Genomic DNA, 17,843 nt, shown 5'->3' on the forward strand with positions numbered 1-17,843 from the left:
CGAATCGCAGAGCAAGCCTGAGACTTAGCATATCTCTTCCCTCCGGAGCTACATGTGGACTCGTACCCTCATCACAGTGCAACGGTTGGCCACCAGAGTCCATTACCTGGGGGGTCATCGTGCAGCGGAACGTAGTGGTCCACACTTGCCCCATGACTACTACTACCGTCCAAGATCAATTCGGCGCGTTACTGAAGCAGTGGCGCAATCACCGACGGCTGAGTCAACTCGAGCTCTCGAGCGAAGCTGGCGTATCGACCCGGCACTTGAGCTTTGTCGAAACTGGGCGCGCCCAGCCCAGCCGCGGGATGGTGCTCAAGATTGCAGAGCATCTCGACATCCCACTTCGAGAACGAAACCGGATGCTGCTTGCGGCCGGCCTGGCCCCCATCTACCCAGAGAACAACCTTGACTCAGCTGAGCTGGCCGAAGCTCGAACAGCGGTACGAGAAGTTCTCCAGGCCCATCAGCCCTACCCCGCGCTGGCAGTTGACAGGACATGGAACATCGTCGACGCCAACGATTCGGCCTCGACGCTTACTAAACTGGCTTCACCATCGTTTCTCGCAAAACAGCCTCTTAATGCCCTACGGCTCACCCTGCACCCGGAGGGACTAGCTCCACATATTCGAAACCTGGGACAATGGCGGTCTGCCGTGCTAGGAGGGCTGCTGCGAAGCGCTCAAGCGCGCGCCGACCTGGACATGCTTGCGTTGTATGACGAACTACTCGAGTACCCCAGCGACGACCCCGACAATGACCACATTGTCCCCGACCCTGGCACCGTCTACGTCCCTCTTCAGCTGCGGATCGGTGACATCGACCTTTCATTTCTAGCCATCATCGCTACCTTCGGCACTGCCCTAGATATCACGCTCTCAGAGCTCGCTATCGAGACGTTCTTCCCTGCAAACGCAGCCACAGCAGCCTTCCTACACCAAAACAGTCCAGTTTCACCGATCAAGTCTTGAATCACGACTAGCAGCCCATGGGGGCTTCCGTCTGGCGGCGAGGAGCCACTGCATCGTGACCTGACTGCCTTCCACTTGCAGAAATGCGAATTTAATTGACGTCGTTAAGCAGGTTGGTTCGATCTAATGCCCGCCTAATAGCTATTAGGTCGACACCCAAAGTCGGCGAACGGGCCCGTAACCACTGCATTCACGCAAGTGCTTCCGATTCACTCAGGAGCGCGATCCAGGAAGCCTAGTACCTGCGTTATCTGTCCGTCTTCTTCCGCCACGACGACATCAAATCCAATTATGACCGGCACTTCGCCGACTGGACCGAAACCCCACTGAAACCGAGTCAGGCTATGGTGTGCATCGACACCGCCGATCTGAATAAAAACGTAACCAGGAAACTGCTTCTGAACCGCCCCTATCTGAGCATTCAGCTCGCAACGGCCTGATACCTCGACGAATGGATCGACGTAAGTCGACCGTTCGTCCCAGTATCTATCAATCAATTTCTGACGAGCGTCAGAGTCTCTTTCATTCCAACATGCCAAATAGTTGCAGACCAGAACCGACACAGCAAACCTCTCATTCAACTTAGAGCCATCTACTGTCGGCCAGTTTTCATCAGTCGCGTCGAGAAGTCGATTACGTGGGAAGTAGATCGGCGATGGTAAGCCAATTCGAGTCCGGGCATCCTAGCCGGTACTTCATGAAATGAGGCTTGCCGAAAAACTGGTGTGGATAGTCAAATGGATGCTACCCGAGTTAGCTGCACAATCGACAAAGCAACTCTAGATGATTCCATAAGCCGAGAAATCTAGGCAATCCAAATCGAAAGCGAATTTAGGTCGCAAGCGCGTCCGTAACCAATTTCTCGACCATCGAACGAACCTTTGATCGTTGAACCTTTCCACTAGTCGTCTTCGGGATCGATCTCCGCGGCAGAACGTGCACATCATCGGGCACGATTCCCGTCCTCATTTGCACGACAGTGCGAATGTCGAGTCGCAACTTTGCATGATCCTTTGTATGAAGATCAGATTCAACAACGAGATGAAATTCTTCGTTCCCGCCTCTGCTGACGGGAACCGCGACGGCACCCCCTGGGTGCACTCCCCCAATCAACTGCGCGGCCTGTTCGAATTCCGTAGGGAAGTAGTTTGCGCCCCGCAGAATAATAACGTCTTTTACCCGTCCGGTGATGCGCAGTCGACCATTTCGAAGATAGCCCGCGTCGCCTGTGTTCCACCATCCACCCGGAATTACCAGGCACTTCGCTGTCTCGCCGGGCAGTTTATAGTACCCGCTCGTTCGAGATAACCCGCGAAATTGAATATTCCCAATACGACACTCCGCAAGTTCCGTTCCGTGATCATCGACGACCCTGACCTCGGTGCCTTCGACAGGTCTACCGCAATCCACGACATGCTGCGCGGAGCTGCTGGTCGCATCAACGTCCACAGCTCGCATCTCTCCGACCGCAATATCTCGATCGATCGCGTCGAATGCTATAGGGAAGTTGTTCTCACTGAATGTCACGCCCAGAGTCGCTTCAGCCAGGCCGTAGCAGGGAACGACAGAGTTCTTCGGAAATCCCCATTTTGTGAATCTCTCAATGAATGTGTGGATGGTGGGAACATGTATCGGTTCCGCACCGCAAAATATCCACCTCCAACTCGCGAGGTCGACACCTCGCATCTCATCGTCTCGAACTCGAGATGCGGTATAACTAAAAGCGAAGTTCGGTGCCGCAGAAATTGTCCCTTTCTGGGTACTCACCAGCTTCAACCATCGGGCCGGGTACCGCAAGAACTCAGTCGGCGGCATCAAGATGGAGTTGGAACCCATGAAAATTGGACAAAATATTCCTAGTATCAGTCCCATGTCATGATAAAGCGGTAGCCAACTGACTATCTTATCAGGCTGGGTCCAGGAAGACGCCGAGGTAAGCTGACTACAATTGGACAGGAGATTGCCGTGGCTAATCTCAACCCCTTTGGGGTGCCCTGTCGACCCAGAGGTGCACTGAATCAGTGCGAGATCATCGGGCGATGGCAAGTCTAGTCGGTATTTTGGAACACTGGAATTCATAGCGGAAGCGTAAAGAGCTTTGCCGATAAACAGCTTCTTCTCGTCGAATTCAAACAGCGACGGATCGGACACGATCACGGCAGCAGGATCCAGATAGTTCACTAGCTTCTCAAACTGCAGACCGAGCGCGCCACCTGAACCGATGCTCGTTGGCGTTGCCACCGCGGTCGGAATAGCTCCAATAAACTGCGCACCGAGGAATCCAATTAAGAACTCGGGACCTGTTGGCAAACACAGCAGAACGCGATCCCCCTTTTTGACATTGGCCTTAGATAGTTCCCAAGCAGACCTTGCAGCTGCATCGACCAAGTCCTTGTACGAGACAAAAGTCGTGTCTCCATTTACGCAGACTGAGATGCCGGAGTTGTCGTCGCTCTGTGCATGGTGTACCAAGGCGTGAAGCACAGTGGAAAACTGTGGACCGAATGCAGTCATGAGGCATCTCCGACTTCAACTTGTGCTAGTTCAAAATCTATTCCCCACGGAAGTACCTGCAGTACTGCACCGTCCGACACACGCGCTGGTAGAAATCGATGCCGTTCGGCCAGTTCAGCTGCCGCGGTGACACCTTCGACAGTCAGACTCCCGTATGACAGACTGTCTACCGTTCCGCCAACCCCGAGGAGGATTGTCTCGGCCATGCACGAATACACCACACCGGGCGGCAGTGTGATTCCAGGGAACGTCGGCTGCTGGCCATGAGGAAGTAGTACCCTTCCGCCCGAAATCAAGTCGACGCCGTCCACCTCGGCCACGCGAGGGTCGACATCACCCGGCACCGCCAAATCGCAGATAAGCACACGACTTCCTTCATCGAAGTGATGTGCTTCGATCACAGGCTCTGCGGAGTTCGTTGCGGAAACAACGATGGTACATTGGCGGAGCATACCCAGATCATCACTAATGTCGACGGAAACCGTCGCCCCTAAACGGTCAGCGATACGCTGGAGGCGTTTCGCCGAGCCCTGGCGACCAAAGAGGATTAGCCTATCGCAGTGCTCCGCTAGAAGCTCAGCCATCACAACGCCAATATTCCCTAACCCACCCACAATACCCACGGTCCGAAGGCCGGTAGCAATACTCAATTCGTCGCGGAGGACATTAAACGCACATGCAGCAGTCAGTGAATTACCAGATGTAATTAGAGTACTTTCTTCGACGACGTCTCTAGAAGCGTCCGTAACAATGGACGTGTATCCCCCGAGGCCGATGACGTCGACGTCGAGAGAAAATGCAAGGTCGACGGCTTCCAACACCGACTCCTTCAGAAGATCACCATGACCGAGCTGCAGGCGGGTGACGGCTTGACTTGCGGTGAACGGTACGAAGATCATACAGACTTCCACTTCACCCGCTCCGGTAGTGATAGTCTGCCGGCTAGCCACAAAGGGATCCAGGTGACCGTGCATTCGGTCAAGAGCTGCTCCACATTGATCATCCGTCCAAGAGCCCAATTCCGGGGCGATTGCTCGAACAGTCGAGGGAACGTCAACGTTTGCGAGAAACGCCACACGTCGAGATCGTTTGAGAGTCGAAACTGACGCCGATGCAGTGCTGTTTCGCGGCCTTGGCACATTCTGCGTTCGTCGCGGCTCTGCGGTTGTCGGAGTTGTCAAATGATTCAGCAACATTGCATAATTCTCATTATAGAGAAGCTCTGCTACGCCCTCGAACCCACAGATTATTTTGGTAAGGTCATCCTCTGTCATGAATGCAGAGGGCTGAATTCGCAACGTTGTTGGTGCCGACAGTGTCGGCATCACACGAATAGCGTATTCGTGCAGTAGGGTGCCTGCTACGAGGTATCCGAGATTTTCGTCGTCAAATATTTCTTGCAAGAGGACGGATTGAGGCTCAGGGAGACGTAACTCGATGCCCAGCATGAGGCCTCGTCCACGGACTTCCACAAATACCGATGGCCACTGCCGTACCAACTCCGCCAGTTCTCGGCGAAGTCTCGAACCTAACGTTTTGATCCGGTTTCGATTTTCTTTTGCCAAATCAATAGCCGCAAGTGCAACCTGCGCAGAGTGCTCATCTTCGGAGAACGTCGAAGTATGGTGGCGTCCGAAGTCCCACACATATCTTGATTCGTCGATCAACATCGCCGAGATCTTCGACAGTCCTCCGCCGAGTGACTTTGATAGAAGATAGTAGTCGGCCACGACGCCACTCGCGGTAGACGCGAGGAAATCCCCAGTGCGATACATTCCGCACTGTATCTCGTCGAACACTAACGCCGCACTGTGTTGATCTGCAAGGTTTCGTAACGTGAGGAGCATGCTGGCAGGCACTTCACGTACTCCTGCCTCGCCTTGTATCGGTTCAACAAAAATGGCAGCAATCGTGGATACATTGACTGTCGCCTCGCGCAACTGGTCAAATTCGTCAAATTGGAAAATTGGAATTGTGACGATCTGATCCGACCAGTCAGTTTCTAACTGGCAGGTCTCCCAGTTATCAATCGTGTACCTTACAAGGCCGCCGCGAATTGTAAGATCCGACGGAACATTTGGGGAGTTGGTCAGCGATCCCGCTCCAGTGGTCTTTCCATGAAACGACCTACTTAAGGAAATGAAGACCGGAGCTGAGTTCCGTACAGACTTGATTGATCCAATGGAGTTCTCAAGCACGGCGGCGGGATCCCGGCCTTCTGGTGAAGCGATTGAGCTGCAAAGGATGTCATTTTGCGTTCGCCGCACCTTCCTCAAGGTACGCTCAAGGTCAACTAGGATTGCGTCTAGCCTTCGACTCCGTTCAACAGCTGAGTGCTTTATTGCTGCCTCGACCGCGTCTGCTCCTGTACTCCCAAGCGTTACGACGTAGTTTGATCCGGTCGTAGCCCTAACGCAGGTCGAGAGGCTGGCAGCGAGTCTTCCCGCAGCCGTCCGTACGCTTGCCTGGACGTTGAAAGGAACCAGATTCTCAAGACTCCTGCGAGCTACAGACACGAGCTGTGGGTGGTTGTGGCCAAGAATCGAAGCGCCGAACCCGCCGACCAGATCCAGTACAGGACCGTCAGCGCCGTTTGACCTGTATAGATGGTCGCCCAGTCCAGACTCGTATTCGACATCGAGGTTGAGTGAGCGAAGTAACCGTGCGAGCTCAGGCCTGGCATATTGTTCGTATTCTGATGACGAACTACGACGGTAGTCATCTTGTTGCTGCATTATTGAATCCGGCCGGCGATGTGATCAGCGGTGGAACGAACCGTGCGGAACTTTGCTGCCTCTTCGTCAGAAATTTCCATGTCGAATAGTGCTTCCAGCTCGACAATCAGCTCGATCGACCGGACCGAGTCGAGACCGTATTCTATAAGCGAACCGTCTGGATCAATAGCGCTAGCCTTGAGATGCTTCCTGAATACAGCGTCTACAACGTCGAAAACGTTCCCGGACAACCTACCCACCCTTCTGTCGAATTTGCCTGTATTCAATTAATGCGAAGTAGTTCGCCAGACTGCGCATCAATGAGCGCCTGCGCCGTCGACCGGAGGCCGGCGGGATGATACGGAAGGCAGCTGACGGCCGGCGCGAATAGGTGAATTAGGGGATCGCCCGAGATGTACCTCATACCGGACAGAAGTTCGACGGCAGACGCCACTGCAGGCACAAGGGCGGATTGTATTGCGTAGCGACAAAGAAGGACCCGACGCAATAGATCAGGGTTGGCACCGGAGTGATCGAGTTCTTGAGAAATCAAACCGAGTGATGACATACTCGACTCGATCGAAGCTATAAGTTTTACCTGCTCAATTGCGGTGCCACGATTCTCCTGAACTACCTCAACTATCACACGGCTTGCTATTCCGACGTACGCAGCTGTGATTAGTAGCTCGAACCATAGAAATCCGGCCTGCTGAACACGATTTACTGCGGCATCGCCGGGTCGCCCGAGTCGGACTAGCTGGTCGTTGGTGACGACCAAGTCGTTCAAAACAACTGCGTCGCTTTCCGCGGCGCGCAGGACTGGAGCATTCCAGAAGTTCTCCACGGTGAGACCAGCGGATTTGGACGGAATCAAGGCAAGAGCTATCTCATGTCCGTCCTTGCCCTCGACACTCACACTAGCGGTCAAATAGTCCATCGAGCGTGCAAGACTGCACGGCTTTTTGGTACCATTCAAGGCGTATCCATCGGAAAGCTTTTGAGCACTCATTGTTGGTGCCAATATTCCTTGAGCGGTGTTTCCTTCAGCAAATCCGGAGGCGAGCAACAGATTATCCCTGCCAACTGACTTCAAGAAATTGCGATCTGTCTCACTACCGCTTTTAGCTGCCTCCAGCAGAGTAGAGACCGTGAAGTGATGCATTGCCGTTCCGACTGCTAGGGAGGGCGCGAGGTGGCCGACTGCGCACTGGATACTCACTGCGTCAGCTGCGGTTGCGCCAGCCCCCCCGTCCAATCTGGGCACAAGCAACCTGGGGGCACCTGAGCTGACAAACAGCTCGACGGCGGGTCCGCCGTCCGACTCAAGCGTGGACGGATCCGTCTCTACAAGAGCCAGATGGAGTTCTGGTTGAATCTTTTCAAGGTGGGTTAAATGAGAATCGATTACCATTATTCGCTCCACATGCATCCGGTTACTTGAAACTCAGGGGCAACTTTGATAAGCGGAGAGGGCAGGATTCGAACCTGCGTGGGTGTTACCCCGACCAACTTTCATTGGACCTCGTTAGGCCTCTTCGAGTACCTCTCCCTGTCTTGCACTACTAGTAGTTAAGTTCATCCGCTGATCGTTTGTAAATAGCGGGCCCCGTGTCCCCATGTAATTATCAGAGACGTGTCAGCGTGGTGTCAGCAAAGTGCTCTTGGGTGGCGAGTGGCACGATGCAGACCCTGTTGACCCTGGGACAGACGAGTTCCGGGCATGCCTGGTGCGGATGCCTTTGCGTCGGTGGTGTCACGTGGGTCCTGCGAATCATGGCGCTGCAGTATCCGGTAGTACTCAGTGTGGGCGACTCGCGCGCTCCGAATGGGTGTGGGAATGAGTGTTGACGCCAATACTTGCTGTGGCATGGCCAATCGCACGCGGGTCCAGGCTTTGGTCCGACGCCTACAAGTGTGTTGTGCTGACCTGGGCCCTGAAATCAGATATTGCATGGTTTATAACCGTCGTGAAGAGATCGAGTTTGCCAGCTTTTCTCGGCGGACAATGTCGAACCGGATAGCGATCAGCGCGCCCGAAACCAGGAATTGACGAGGGCCAGGAACTCGCCTGCAGTGTTGTTACTGCACTCGATCACCGTGCGTTGGGCATGGACGGCTGGACTATCGTGGCTCTTCAGTACTCACGCTTTAGATTAGCCCGTTCGTAAAGCCCGTCTCGTTTTCGTTGTGGTGCTGGCGGTGAAGTGACACACGTCTGGGTTGTTTTAGATGCGCGACGTGGACAGTAAAATTTTCCACGTTATTGAGCAGAGGGCCTCTTGCGGTTATGCCGACACGGCCAGTATTTCAGGATCTTGATTGAGGATTGCCTTTAGACATCTCTTCAAGTTCGGAGACGGCTCAACAGCGAATTCTTCAACGATTCTACGGCGAAACCCCTCGTAGACCTTGATCGCGTCGATCTGGCGGCCCTCTCTATACAGGCTTAGCATAAGCAGCTCGACGACGCGTTCCCTCCACGGATTCTGGAGAGTTAGCCTACGTAGATCGCTAATCGCTGAGGCTGATCCACAAGTGGCGATCGACAAAACAATTCGGCGTTCATGAACGGATAACTTCTCCTCGTCGTAGTGTTCGCAAATTGACTGGCATATTGGTCCGCCCGTCACGCCCTGAAGCGTTCTTCCGCGAAACAAAGCGAGAGCGTCATCCAGCATTTGAATCGCCGATTCGCTATGACTCTCTGGTAGCGATCGCGCCGTCGCTACCAATCTGTCGAACCTGTGCAGGTCAACGGAATCTTTATCAATTTGGAGCTTGTACCCATCAGGGCATGTGGCCAGCACATTGCCCGCATCGTTGTCCATCAGCGATCGGATGGTGCGTCGGAGTCTATGAACTTGAGCGTGCAGTGCATTACCAGGTGCAGCCGGAAGTGCACTCCCCCATAGTTCCTCAAGTAGTTGTGTCTTCGCGACCACCTCACCGGCGTTTGCTGCCAAGACCGATAGTAAGGTACGTTGCAAACGGCCGCTGATCGGATGATTCTGACTGTCTACGATAATTTCAACAGGGCCCAACAAGCCTACCTGCACCATAAGCACTTCCTTTGGGTAGTCTCATCGCAAATTTTAATAGATTCAACCCCGGCTATTGGAGTACTGCCCGTGCCGTTATTCAAGGTGTAATTTATTCAGAACTTCCACGGGTAGTGGGATCTGTCAGACCGCGTCGGCGGTCAACAGAGCGCCGTGAGTCGTCAGGACTGGGGAGAGTGTCAGTCTGTTGGGCCCGATAATTCGATCTGTTCCTCTGGGCGTTTCGGGACGGTACTCACCTCTCGACTCCTCTCGACTCGTTCCAACCGGTGACTGAAGTCAATCTCAATCTTCGTTGACGTTAACGGTGAGAGTGTCCGACCGTCCATTACTTCACGGGTAATGGACACGGTGCGTCCGCTCGTGGACAGGAGCGTGGACTGGGACGAGTCGCGCGGACTGCAGGAATCGTGAGCGTGCGGCAGGGGCGTGAGGCGGATCGCAAGCGGGGTTCTCAATTTGGCGGAGGCCACGCTCGGTTCGACATTGGGACCCGCCGATCGCACATCAACGTTGCGTCTGTAGCTTGCACCCATAAGTCCTGATTTCAGCCCGACAGATCCGAAACCCATCTTGGCGACAACGACTGAAGTGATCAACCCGAGGCCGGAATCATGGGTTGCGAACGGCAGCCGATATCATTCTCGTGATGTCATCAGCCGAGTGAGTCTCAATAGTTCTTACAAAATCGACGAAGTCTGCTGATCCGCCGGTGCCTAGAAACTTCTTAGCCATCAGGTCATGATGCTGTACTCGACTGGGTGACCCGCAGCTTCCCGATGGGATATCAACTTGTCTGGCAAGCGTACGGCCGGTGCGAGTCGTAACGGTGACTCTCGCTGGGGTGACCTTGGTAGCGTTCTCATAGCTGGACATTGGTCTCCTGCTCGCACCGAGCAGGTCCGACATGTCTGCCCGGCCCAGCCCTTTCAACCACGGAATTGCACGATCTCCGGCCTGCCGAAGTGCTTCGCCGAACGGCGCGCATGAGCCAAACAGTGACGCTGTCATTTCTGCATTATGCTCAATCCGAACTTTCGAGGATAATCCTATGCGGCCAGGGTCGTCCATTTTATCCTGCTCATAATCCCTGGCACTCAGCTTCCCGTTCATCAACGCGCAAGCGACCGGATATGGAGTGGTCGAAACAAGAGCGTTCATTGGACGTGGGCTAGCGCCGATATACGTGGCAGCTGCTTTCTCGATGAGGACTGTGTACTGGGAGACAGCAACTACAATCTCCGCCACATCCTCTTCTCGCAGCGCGCCAGCTGCGTGGTGCACTTGAATCGCAGCCTCCACCGCCGCGTCCGTTCCAGGTCCGGCAGGGTAGACCTTGAATGACAGGGTGTCCGTGTGCCACCGATGGCCAAGACCGGTTGTCACTTCTGCCGGGAGCGACACTGATGCAAATCGTGCAAGAAATCCGTTCGCGTGTTCGAGGACGTCAGGAGCTCCCCGGAGCCCACTTCGCGCGTAATCGCACGCATCCAGGCCCATACGAACCGGGCCTGCACATGTGAGCAGCCGAGCATCGCTACCCATCAAACCGTGGGGCACCATCCACGGGGCCATCGATAACGCAAGCCCGAATGCGTCCACCCAGAGGCGTGCAGGCGCATTCTCTGCGTGAAACCTCGCCGCGATCGCGCCGGCAATGCTGGTGTGGGCAGCAAGCTGACCGCGCAGGGGTCCGAGGGTCGCTGCCGCGGTTATTCTGGCAGCACATTCATTGGCGGCAACTATTGCGGTCAAGAGCGACCGACCGTCCAGATTGAGGTCTTTGGTGCAGGCCAATGCCACAGCTACTGTGGAGCTGCCTAGATGCCCTGCGTACGCCGTGTCGTCGAAGTGCAGCCATGAGCCAAGCGATGCGAGTGCTGTAGCGGACATATTTCTGTCGGTCTGGAATGGCTCGCCGAGTGCCGAAATTATCCTGTCGCCATTCGTATGCGACAGGCCTGCTCGAATCGCCGAGATCTGCGAAAGTATTTGGCTCTTAGCTAGATCGACAACGCGGTCCGGAATGTCGTCGAAGGCTAACGCAGCCGCCCATTCGCACAGTTCCTCAAGCAAATACACTGGACGCCCCCGGTGTGAATACGGGGCTTCCGAGAACAGGTAACGCGCGAGGAACAACCGCGAGCGTCACAGATGAACCAAGGTCGCTTCGCACCTCGCCGTCATGCTCGAACCACATCGGTGACCCATCTATACATGCAAGTGTTATCTCCGTTCCTCTTGCATAAACGACGCCGGGACGCTGCAGATGACCTCCGTATTTAGCGACGGTTAGAATATCTGTAATTGAATGCTCCGAACCTATAACACAGACATCGAGTTTGCAGTCGTCCATTTTGGAGTACGGTAGTAGGTCATACTTACCCCCGCGGTAACGGCTACCGCCCACGTTGGCCAACAAGATCTTGCCCGAGAAAACTGGCTGTCCGTCGACTCGAACCTCGCCAAACGGGGCGCGATACTCGTCAATTAGATTTGCCATAGCTGGCTCGTATCCAATGCCGCCTACCTTCGCCGCACTGATCGCCTCAGCCGGGAACCCGAGACATCCACCGGCGAAGATCAGTGTGTCCTCCCCGACCAGCCGTGCTAAGTCCAGGTAGCGCACGCCTGTCCCACAGCTTCTCAGTGCAGCACCCAACGTCACCGACCAACCCTGATCTCCCCAAAGGGATCGGTAACACGAATTGGCGGTACCCATTGGCACTATGAACAGCGGCACGTTACCGAATGACAGGCCTTGAGCGACTTCTCTCGCCGTACCGTCACCTCCGATTGAGATCACAACTACAGGCTGCTCTTGGGCGGATCTGGCCTGAAGCGCTAGGACTGTGGCATCACCCGGTCCTTTTGTTCTGTAGACGATGGTGCTACCCAACACCTCATTGCAAAGGGACACTACGTCTGACACCACAGAACCAAAACCCCTACCGGAACCTGCCTTCTCATTTACAATCAAGACGGCGCACGACATAACTGTTACCTACCCAATGATCGGTTGCGCTCTAAGTTGGATTTAATCCACACGAACCAAGACATGCAAAGATAGCCCTTTAAATAACGAACGTTAAAAGGGGCGTTGGCTTACATCATCCCACCCTCTCACGGAACTCAAGTAGCAGCTCGGCAAGGCCCGACCTAGTACCCGAAGTTGCGTTTCGTACCACCATGTGTTGACAACCCGCGGCGGCATACTCCAAAAGCCAGTCCGCGCATTCTTCAGCTGATCCATAACAATAAGCTTGAAACGTGGACATAACCTCAAGTGGTCGACCGTAATATGATTTCAGATACGCATCTAACTCATCTCGGGCAGCTTTCCTGTCTTTGTTGACTACTACAGTCGCGTACATGCCAGGCGTAATCGCACCTTCGGGACGACCGTGCTTCTCGGCGGAAGCTGCTATTCGATCCCAGGCTCGTCGGTAGCTTTCAGGAGTCGGCAGGAACGGTAGCCAGCCGTCGTAGTGTCGGGCGACTCGGTCGATTACCTTCGGTGTGTCGCTTCCCGCCAGCCAGAGACGGGGGCCACCTAGCTTCGCCGGCGGAATCAATTGATCATGCTTGTCGGACGTCCAGTATTTCCCCTCGAACGCCTGTCGCTCCCCGCCCCATATTGCGCGCCACATGCGAACGGTCTCGTCCAGCCGTCCAACACGTTCCTTGAACGGGACGCCGACAGCCGCGAATTCGTCCTCGCTCTCGGGAACAGGAAACCCCGCCCCTACCGCGAGTGCGAGGCGGCCGTTCGTATGGCGATCCAACGACGCAATGATATTCGCGCTCATCACCGGATGCCGTAGGGCAGCGGTAAGAGCGGCAGTGCCCAATCCAATCCTATCGGTGACTGATGCGACAGCCGACAACACTACGAATGGATCCAGCCGACGACGAGCAGTCAGCGAATCGCCGGTCCAGAGCGAATCGTAGCCGACAGATTCGGCTTCCTGCGCGATGGTAAGTAGCGAACTCGTCCCAAAGTCGCCGGCCATCGCGAGTTCACGAGTCGGCAGCAACAATCCGATTTTAGTGGACAATTTCGGGGCTCCTGTGAAAGGCGGTGAACAGAATTATCTAACCGCGAACCTGACGCTACGTGTCGACTAACACCAGAGCACACCTAACCGAATAGGCTTTGATGTTACTGCTGTGGCCAAGGAGACCCTCTTCTCGGGATCGCCGCAATGTCGCAATGTCAGGTCACACGGCCCTAGGACTGCGCGCGTCCCGGCTAACGATCCGAAGAAACCTTGCGACCGCGGCGTACGATTCCCAGATTGAAACTTCTCGATAGGGAATTCCGTTGTCTCGGCAGTACTGCATAACAACCGGCCTTACTCTACGCAAGTTGGCACGTGCCATGCTTGGGAATAAATGGTGTTCAATCTGGTAGTTGAGGCCGCCGTATAGAAAGTCTACGAAGTAATTAGAACTGATATTCCGCGAAGTCAAAACCTGACGATGGAGCCAGTTCAGGCTCAGCTCATCGCGATAGACAGGCATTCCTTTGTGGTTTGGCGCGAAAACTGCGCCCAGATAGAAGCCAAATAACACTTGATGAACAAGAATAAATATGAGGGCCTTACTTGGGGGTAGGGCGATGAAGATTACGGACAAGTAAGTGGCAAAGTGAAGGAGAACAAGGGATACTTCCAACCAAGGCCGTTTGATTAGACCGAGTCTGACGGCTTGAAAACCGGCAGCGCGGATACGGTAAGCTTCGTGGCTTAGCAATACGAAGAACATGTAATGTTGAAAGCGCACTATAAACTTTCGGTACGCCGTGGTTGCTTTACGGGGATACTCGTCGGCATCAAATATCACCGGTCGGCGAATTGTGTCAGGATCTTTGTCTAGATTGTTTGGGTTACTGTGATGGCGGTTGTGGTGATTAACCCACCAGCCGTACGATATTCCAGTCAGGAAGTTCATATGAAACATGCCGAGAATCTGGCTGGACGTTTTGGCGCGACTAATCTGTTTGTGCCCTGTGTCGTGGGCAATAAAGCCTGACTGCACAAATGCTAAAGCTAGCACCACGGCTATCAGGATGGACCACCAAGAGTTTCCTAGTAGCAATATCGCAAGATAGCAAGCAGCCAAAGTCAACATATTGAATACGATCTTGAATGCAAAATATCTCGGCCGGGTGCTGAGCAGACCGAAATCGTCCACCAGACGGGTTAATTCCTCGTACGTACCCGACAGTGGGGAATTTAAGTCTTGGAATGATTTGACCACTATGCTTAGCTCCTTTTTGGTCTGCGCAACACTCTCTCATTGCCGATGCTATAAATTGATTCAGATAGACAATATCGGTTGGACTACAGTGCTGATATAGCTCTCAAGTCCATTCCGATAACCGCTTGAAATGCAATGTATTCGAGGCGGGTTAGTGCCACCAACGAGGGTGTCGGGTGCCGTCACAAGACGGTGAGCAGGGACGTATAAGTATCCCTTACTATCGATTGTCAAGTACCTCGTCGAGTCCGATGTACTTCAGTCTCGCAGCCTTCATCTCGTCCGACCACTGATGAGCTGTCTCCTGTCTTTCGATCGCAGTCGTATCGGTCAGTCTCCGTCCAGGCCATATCTCGTAATCCCCGAGGGCTTCCGCATGCTGTTCCATGCCCTCTTGGAAGAGCAGCTCCCGTCGAGTCAACATGTCGTCGACAGGCAGATCGTCCCACATCTGCATTCCCGTACGGATGATGTCCACCATTCGTGACTTATCCTCAGGATGGTCGATTAGGTGCTGTTTCGCGACTGCCGCCCCCACAGTCAAATGACGAATCTCATCAATTGCAGCACCTCGGTCGATCTCGGAAGCGGCCGGATCCAGGACGCGCCATTTGCGTTCTGAGAGTTCTGCGGCCGGTGCCAGAGCCCCTTCGATGATCACGGTAATCATTATGACCCCGCCTAGGAAATCTTGCTGGTCACGCATGACCGTAAGACAGAACGCCTCCAGTGGGTTCAAAATATTTCTGCAGTCATCTCCTGCATGCATCTCCATTGCAGCGAATACTTCTTGTTCTGGGACTCCCAGCTCGACCAAATGGTTGCGGAAAACCATAGAGTGACGCGCTTCGTCCATCACTTGAGTCGCGTAGAATTCCATCGTATCGATGTCTGGAGCGGTTGGGACCAAATACGCGAGGGCTCTAGCCGCTTTCTCCTCTGCCATAGCTCGAAAGGCGTACTCCTGCATCATCGCCTCTCGTAATGGTCCAGGCATATACATCCGGTCTGGGACGAGAGTATCTTTTGCATGGCCCGACAGCCTTCCCACCAATGTGCCCATCGGAACCGTTTCCAGCCAGTATCGGAGGTTGCATTGCTTCGCCGTTAGTTCGAGATTAGTCGCCCCATCTAAAAGGTTGGGTGCGGTATCCCAGTTCGCTTCAGCAGGAATTGACTTTGTCATTATTTCCTCTCGATGGTTCAGGAGTCTATGTTGGCGTATTAGTATTAACGAGCCGAGTTGTCGAGACGTTACTCGACGGGCTGGGAAGTTCTAGCAGTGTAAGGAGCCGATTCGATTCGTCTTTGCATCGCCACAAATGCAGGATGAGGCGAGGGTTCGAATGAGACACTGAATGGCTTCAAGTAGTTTCCGAATAGCCCCCGGTCGCCACACAGGTGAATGGGGATCACAAGTAGTGTCCATTCCCATCCGTAAATCAAGACCCATAGCGCGATCACGGTGGACTGCGTAGCGAAGCTATGCATGAAGTTATAGAGGACAAAATATTTCTTTCCTATGATCCCATCTTCGCTCCGCCGGAAAGCGATTGCGCCCGGAAGGTATCCGATCAGATCGATGTAAAGAAAGAGAAGGATTGCGGGCAGCCATCGAACAGAATCAATATGAGATATGAAGAGGTACAGCAGTACGGTCAGCGCTATCAAGTATTCGAGCCTGATCAATCTGTACGTAACGGTTGACTCGAATTGATTTTTTATATCCACCGCGTAGGCCTCCTTTGGGCGCGATCTGCTCCGTTGGCAGCTACTGCTGTCACCGGTGTTAGTAGTTGCTAGACCATCGTGCGGTGTGTAGCCCGCGGGAATTCTCGTCAGTCGCAGAGCCCGGTAGGCTGCGGCGTTTGCCGGGCGCAGGCTTGGTGTTGCGGCGCGTACGGTTCTTCATCGATTGGTCGCCTTGCATCGCAGTAGGTAGTCGGTCGCCACTTGGGTCACCCTCCGTATGTCGTGATGCCGTTCAGTCATGCATGCTGCCAGCGACCGCTGATATCTGACTTACATCTTCGTGACGTCCAGAGGCGGGTTGACTCGGTGTTGACCGGTGTGGTGGTCGTGAGGCATAGTTCGATTAATCGGATATCAGGATTCGACTGATCTTTCACCTGGAACGTGGAACGAATTCCAACAGATGCGCACTGGTAGTAGAACCGCACGTTGTAGGCCCTACGCAATGTCACCAAGAGTGAGACCCGATCCAGCCATGTCATTTGAGAGAGAAGGCAAAACAATGAGTGCGATTGAAGGCAATGTCGAAGAGCTGCCTGATTTGTTGAATGTTATCAAGAACTACTCGGATAATCCATCCGCTTTCCTGGCGCTCAATACCGGAAATTCGTTTTTTACACAGCCAGGTATTGAAGGCATTATTAGCTATCGTCGCAGCGGGTCTTACTTAGTGCAAATCGGCGGAGCCTTCGCGCCGGCGGATCAGCAATCCGAACTGTTGGCCAAATTCAAGCAGTATGCCGCGAAAGAAAAACGGAAAATCGTGGCGATTCAGTTGCAGTCAGAAGACCTCGATCTGTACTCCGCAGAGGGTTTTACCGTTAACCAGGTAGGCGCGTCATATGCGGTAAATCTCGGATCGTTTACCCTAAAGGGGTCCAAGTTCATGCAACTTCGAAATAAAATATCTCGAGCCACGCGCGCGGGCTTGGTCGTTGCAGAGGTGCCATACGAAGATTGGCGTCTTCGGATGCATTCAGTAGATTCGTCTTGGCTGAAGTCCAAGGGAAAGAATACAAAACCTCTAGAATTTCTGGTCGGTGAATGCGGCGGGTCTTTTCAGGAGCGCAGACGGCTGTTTGTGGGGGTTATCGACGGCGAGCTGGTCGGCTACATATCGTATTCCCCTGTTTATGGCCGCCGTTCAGGTTGGCTACATGACCTGAGCCGCAAGATTTCCGGCGGTCCTCCTGGGATTATGGAGGCAATCAATAGACAGGCAATCTCTGCGTTCCAAGCCGAAGCAGTTCCGTGGCTGCATTTTGGTTTCACGCCGTTTACTGGATTGAAAGAAGAGTGCGAGCCAGTTGGCTACAGTAAGTGGTTCCGATGGGTTGTTGGGCAGCTATCGGTTCGAGGGGACTTTGTTTACCCGTCGAAAACGCAGTTGGCCTACAAGCATAAATGGGAACCGGAAGCTAGTTCTGAATACATAGCCTTTAGCGATGGTGCAAGCATTATTGGATTCCTGAACGTTTTTCGGGCCGCCAACGCGCTCTAGGGTTGTTGCGGGTCGGTGATCATGCCGGGGTTCGGCGATATGTAAATCGAATGGTGCACGCGCAGCTACG

13 protein-coding genes and 1 tRNA gene are annotated in these 17,843 nt (G+C 54.0%); 2 read left to right on the top strand and 12 right to left on the bottom strand.

The genetic code is table 11. From position 1 onward, the window contains the following. The first annotated feature begins 152 nt into the window (after positions 1 to 152). On the top strand, positions 153 to 971 hold the full coding sequence (locus tag CH293_RS26410; protein WP_094721913.1) for a helix-turn-helix domain-containing protein: 819 nt from the start codon (positions 153 to 155) through the stop codon (positions 969 to 971). Between the two features lie 209 nt (positions 972 to 1,180). On the opposite strand, the gene CH293_RS26415 is transcribed toward CH293_RS26410, so the two are convergent. From CH293_RS26415 to CH293_RS26465, 12 genes are all read right to left on the bottom strand, one after another. After that, entirely contained in the window at positions 1,181 to 1,534 is a 354-nt protein-coding gene (locus tag CH293_RS26415; protein ID WP_094721914.1) for a nuclear transport factor 2 family protein, read from the bottom strand. A gap of 268 nt (positions 1,535 to 1,802) precedes the next feature. Further along, a complete protein-coding gene (locus tag CH293_RS26420; protein WP_094721915.1) occupies positions 1,803 to 3,485 on the bottom strand; it encodes a fatty acyl-AMP ligase in 1,683 nt (560 codons plus the stop codon). Further along, on the bottom strand, positions 3,482 to 6,220 hold the full coding sequence (locus CH293_RS28835) for an aminotransferase class III-fold pyridoxal phosphate-dependent enzyme (RefSeq protein WP_094721916.1): 2,739 nt from the start codon (positions 6,218 to 6,220) through the stop codon (positions 3,482 to 3,484). The genes CH293_RS26420 and CH293_RS28835 overlap by 4 nt, the downstream gene beginning before the upstream one ends. Then, positions 6,220 to 6,459: a phosphopantetheine-binding protein gene (locus tag CH293_RS28840; protein WP_369597574.1), complete on the bottom strand. Its 240-nt coding sequence runs from the start codon at positions 6,457 to 6,459 to the stop codon at positions 6,220 to 6,222. Before CH293_RS28840 ends, CH293_RS28835 begins: the two co-directional genes overlap by 1 nt. A gap of 23 nt (positions 6,460 to 6,482) precedes the next feature. Beyond that, positions 6,483 to 7,361, bottom strand: a complete 879-nt coding sequence (locus tag CH293_RS26435) for an acyl-CoA dehydrogenase (RefSeq protein ID WP_141217225.1) — start codon at positions 7,359 to 7,361, stop codon at positions 6,483 to 6,485. A gap of 302 nt (positions 7,362 to 7,663) precedes the next feature. Next, positions 7,664 to 7,748: transfer RNA gene (locus CH293_RS28325), tRNA-Phe, on the bottom strand. 736 nt (positions 7,749 to 8,484) lie between these two features. Next, the gene (locus CH293_RS26440) at positions 8,485 to 9,258 is read right to left on the bottom strand and encodes an AfsR/SARP family transcriptional regulator (protein WP_141217226.1); all 774 of its coding nucleotides are present in this window, start codon (positions 9,256 to 9,258) and stop codon (positions 8,485 to 8,487) included. Positions 9,259 to 9,870: 612 nt separating this feature from the next. Then, positions 9,871 to 11,340, bottom strand: a complete 1,470-nt coding sequence (locus CH293_RS26445) for an MmgE/PrpD family protein (RefSeq protein WP_176460134.1) — start codon at positions 11,338 to 11,340, stop codon at positions 9,871 to 9,873. Continuing rightward, a complete protein-coding gene (locus CH293_RS26450; RefSeq protein WP_094721920.1) occupies positions 11,327 to 12,253 on the bottom strand; it encodes a diacylglycerol kinase family protein in 927 nt (308 codons plus the stop codon). Before CH293_RS26450 ends, CH293_RS26445 begins: the two co-directional genes overlap by 14 nt. 115 nt (positions 12,254 to 12,368) lie before the next feature. Then, entirely contained in the window at positions 12,369 to 13,316 is a 948-nt protein-coding gene (locus CH293_RS26455) for an LLM class flavin-dependent oxidoreductase (RefSeq protein ID WP_141217227.1), read from the bottom strand. A 163-nt stretch (positions 13,317 to 13,479) separates the two neighbouring features. After that, positions 13,480 to 14,520, bottom strand: a complete 1,041-nt coding sequence (locus CH293_RS26460; RefSeq protein ID WP_141217228.1) for an acyl-CoA desaturase — start codon at positions 14,518 to 14,520, stop codon at positions 13,480 to 13,482. Between the two features lie 220 nt (positions 14,521 to 14,740). Then, entirely contained in the window at positions 14,741 to 15,706 is a 966-nt protein-coding gene (locus CH293_RS26465) for a VlmB-like protein (RefSeq protein ID WP_094721923.1), read from the bottom strand. Positions 15,707 to 16,774: 1,068 nt separating this feature from the next. On the opposite strand from CH293_RS26465, the gene CH293_RS26475 reads away from it, so the two are divergent. Then, positions 16,775 to 17,773, top strand: a complete 999-nt coding sequence (locus CH293_RS26475; RefSeq protein WP_094721924.1) for a bifunctional lysylphosphatidylglycerol flippase/synthetase MprF — start codon at positions 16,775 to 16,777, stop codon at positions 17,771 to 17,773. Positions 17,774 to 17,843 lie beyond the last annotated feature (70 nt).

Source organism: Rhodococcus sp. 14-2470-1b, from assembly GCF_002259415.1.
Classification (GTDB): domain Bacteria; phylum Actinomycetota; class Actinomycetes; order Mycobacteriales; family Mycobacteriaceae; genus Rhodococcoides.

Coding starts and splice junctions, on each gene's coding strand:
- CH293_RS28835 (WP_094721916.1), bottom strand. CDS start 6,220: ATGCAGCAACAAGATGACTACCGTCGTAGTTCGTCATCAGAATACGAA.
- CH293_RS26440 (WP_141217226.1), bottom strand. CDS start 9,258: ATGGTGCAGGTAGGCTTGTTGGGCCCTGTTGAAATTATCGTAGACAGT.
- CH293_RS26475 (WP_094721924.1), top strand. CDS start 16,775: ATGAGTGCGATTGAAGGCAATGTCGAAGAGCTGCCTGATTTGTTGAAT.
- CH293_RS26410 (WP_094721913.1), top strand. CDS start 153: ATGACTACTACTACCGTCCAAGATCAATTCGGCGCGTTACTGAAGCAG.
- CH293_RS26420 (WP_094721915.1), bottom strand. CDS start 3,485: ATGACTGCATTCGGTCCACAGTTTTCCACTGTGCTTCACGCCTTGGTA.
- CH293_RS26435 (WP_141217225.1), bottom strand. CDS start 7,361: ATGCATCACTTCACGGTCTCTACTCTGCTGGAGGCAGCTAAAAGCGGT.
- CH293_RS26465 (WP_094721923.1), bottom strand. CDS start 15,706: ATGACAAAGTCAATTCCTGCTGAAGCGAACTGGGATACCGCACCCAAC.
- CH293_RS26450 (WP_094721920.1), bottom strand. CDS start 12,253: ATGTCGTGCGCCGTCTTGATTGTAAATGAGAAGGCAGGTTCCGGTAGG.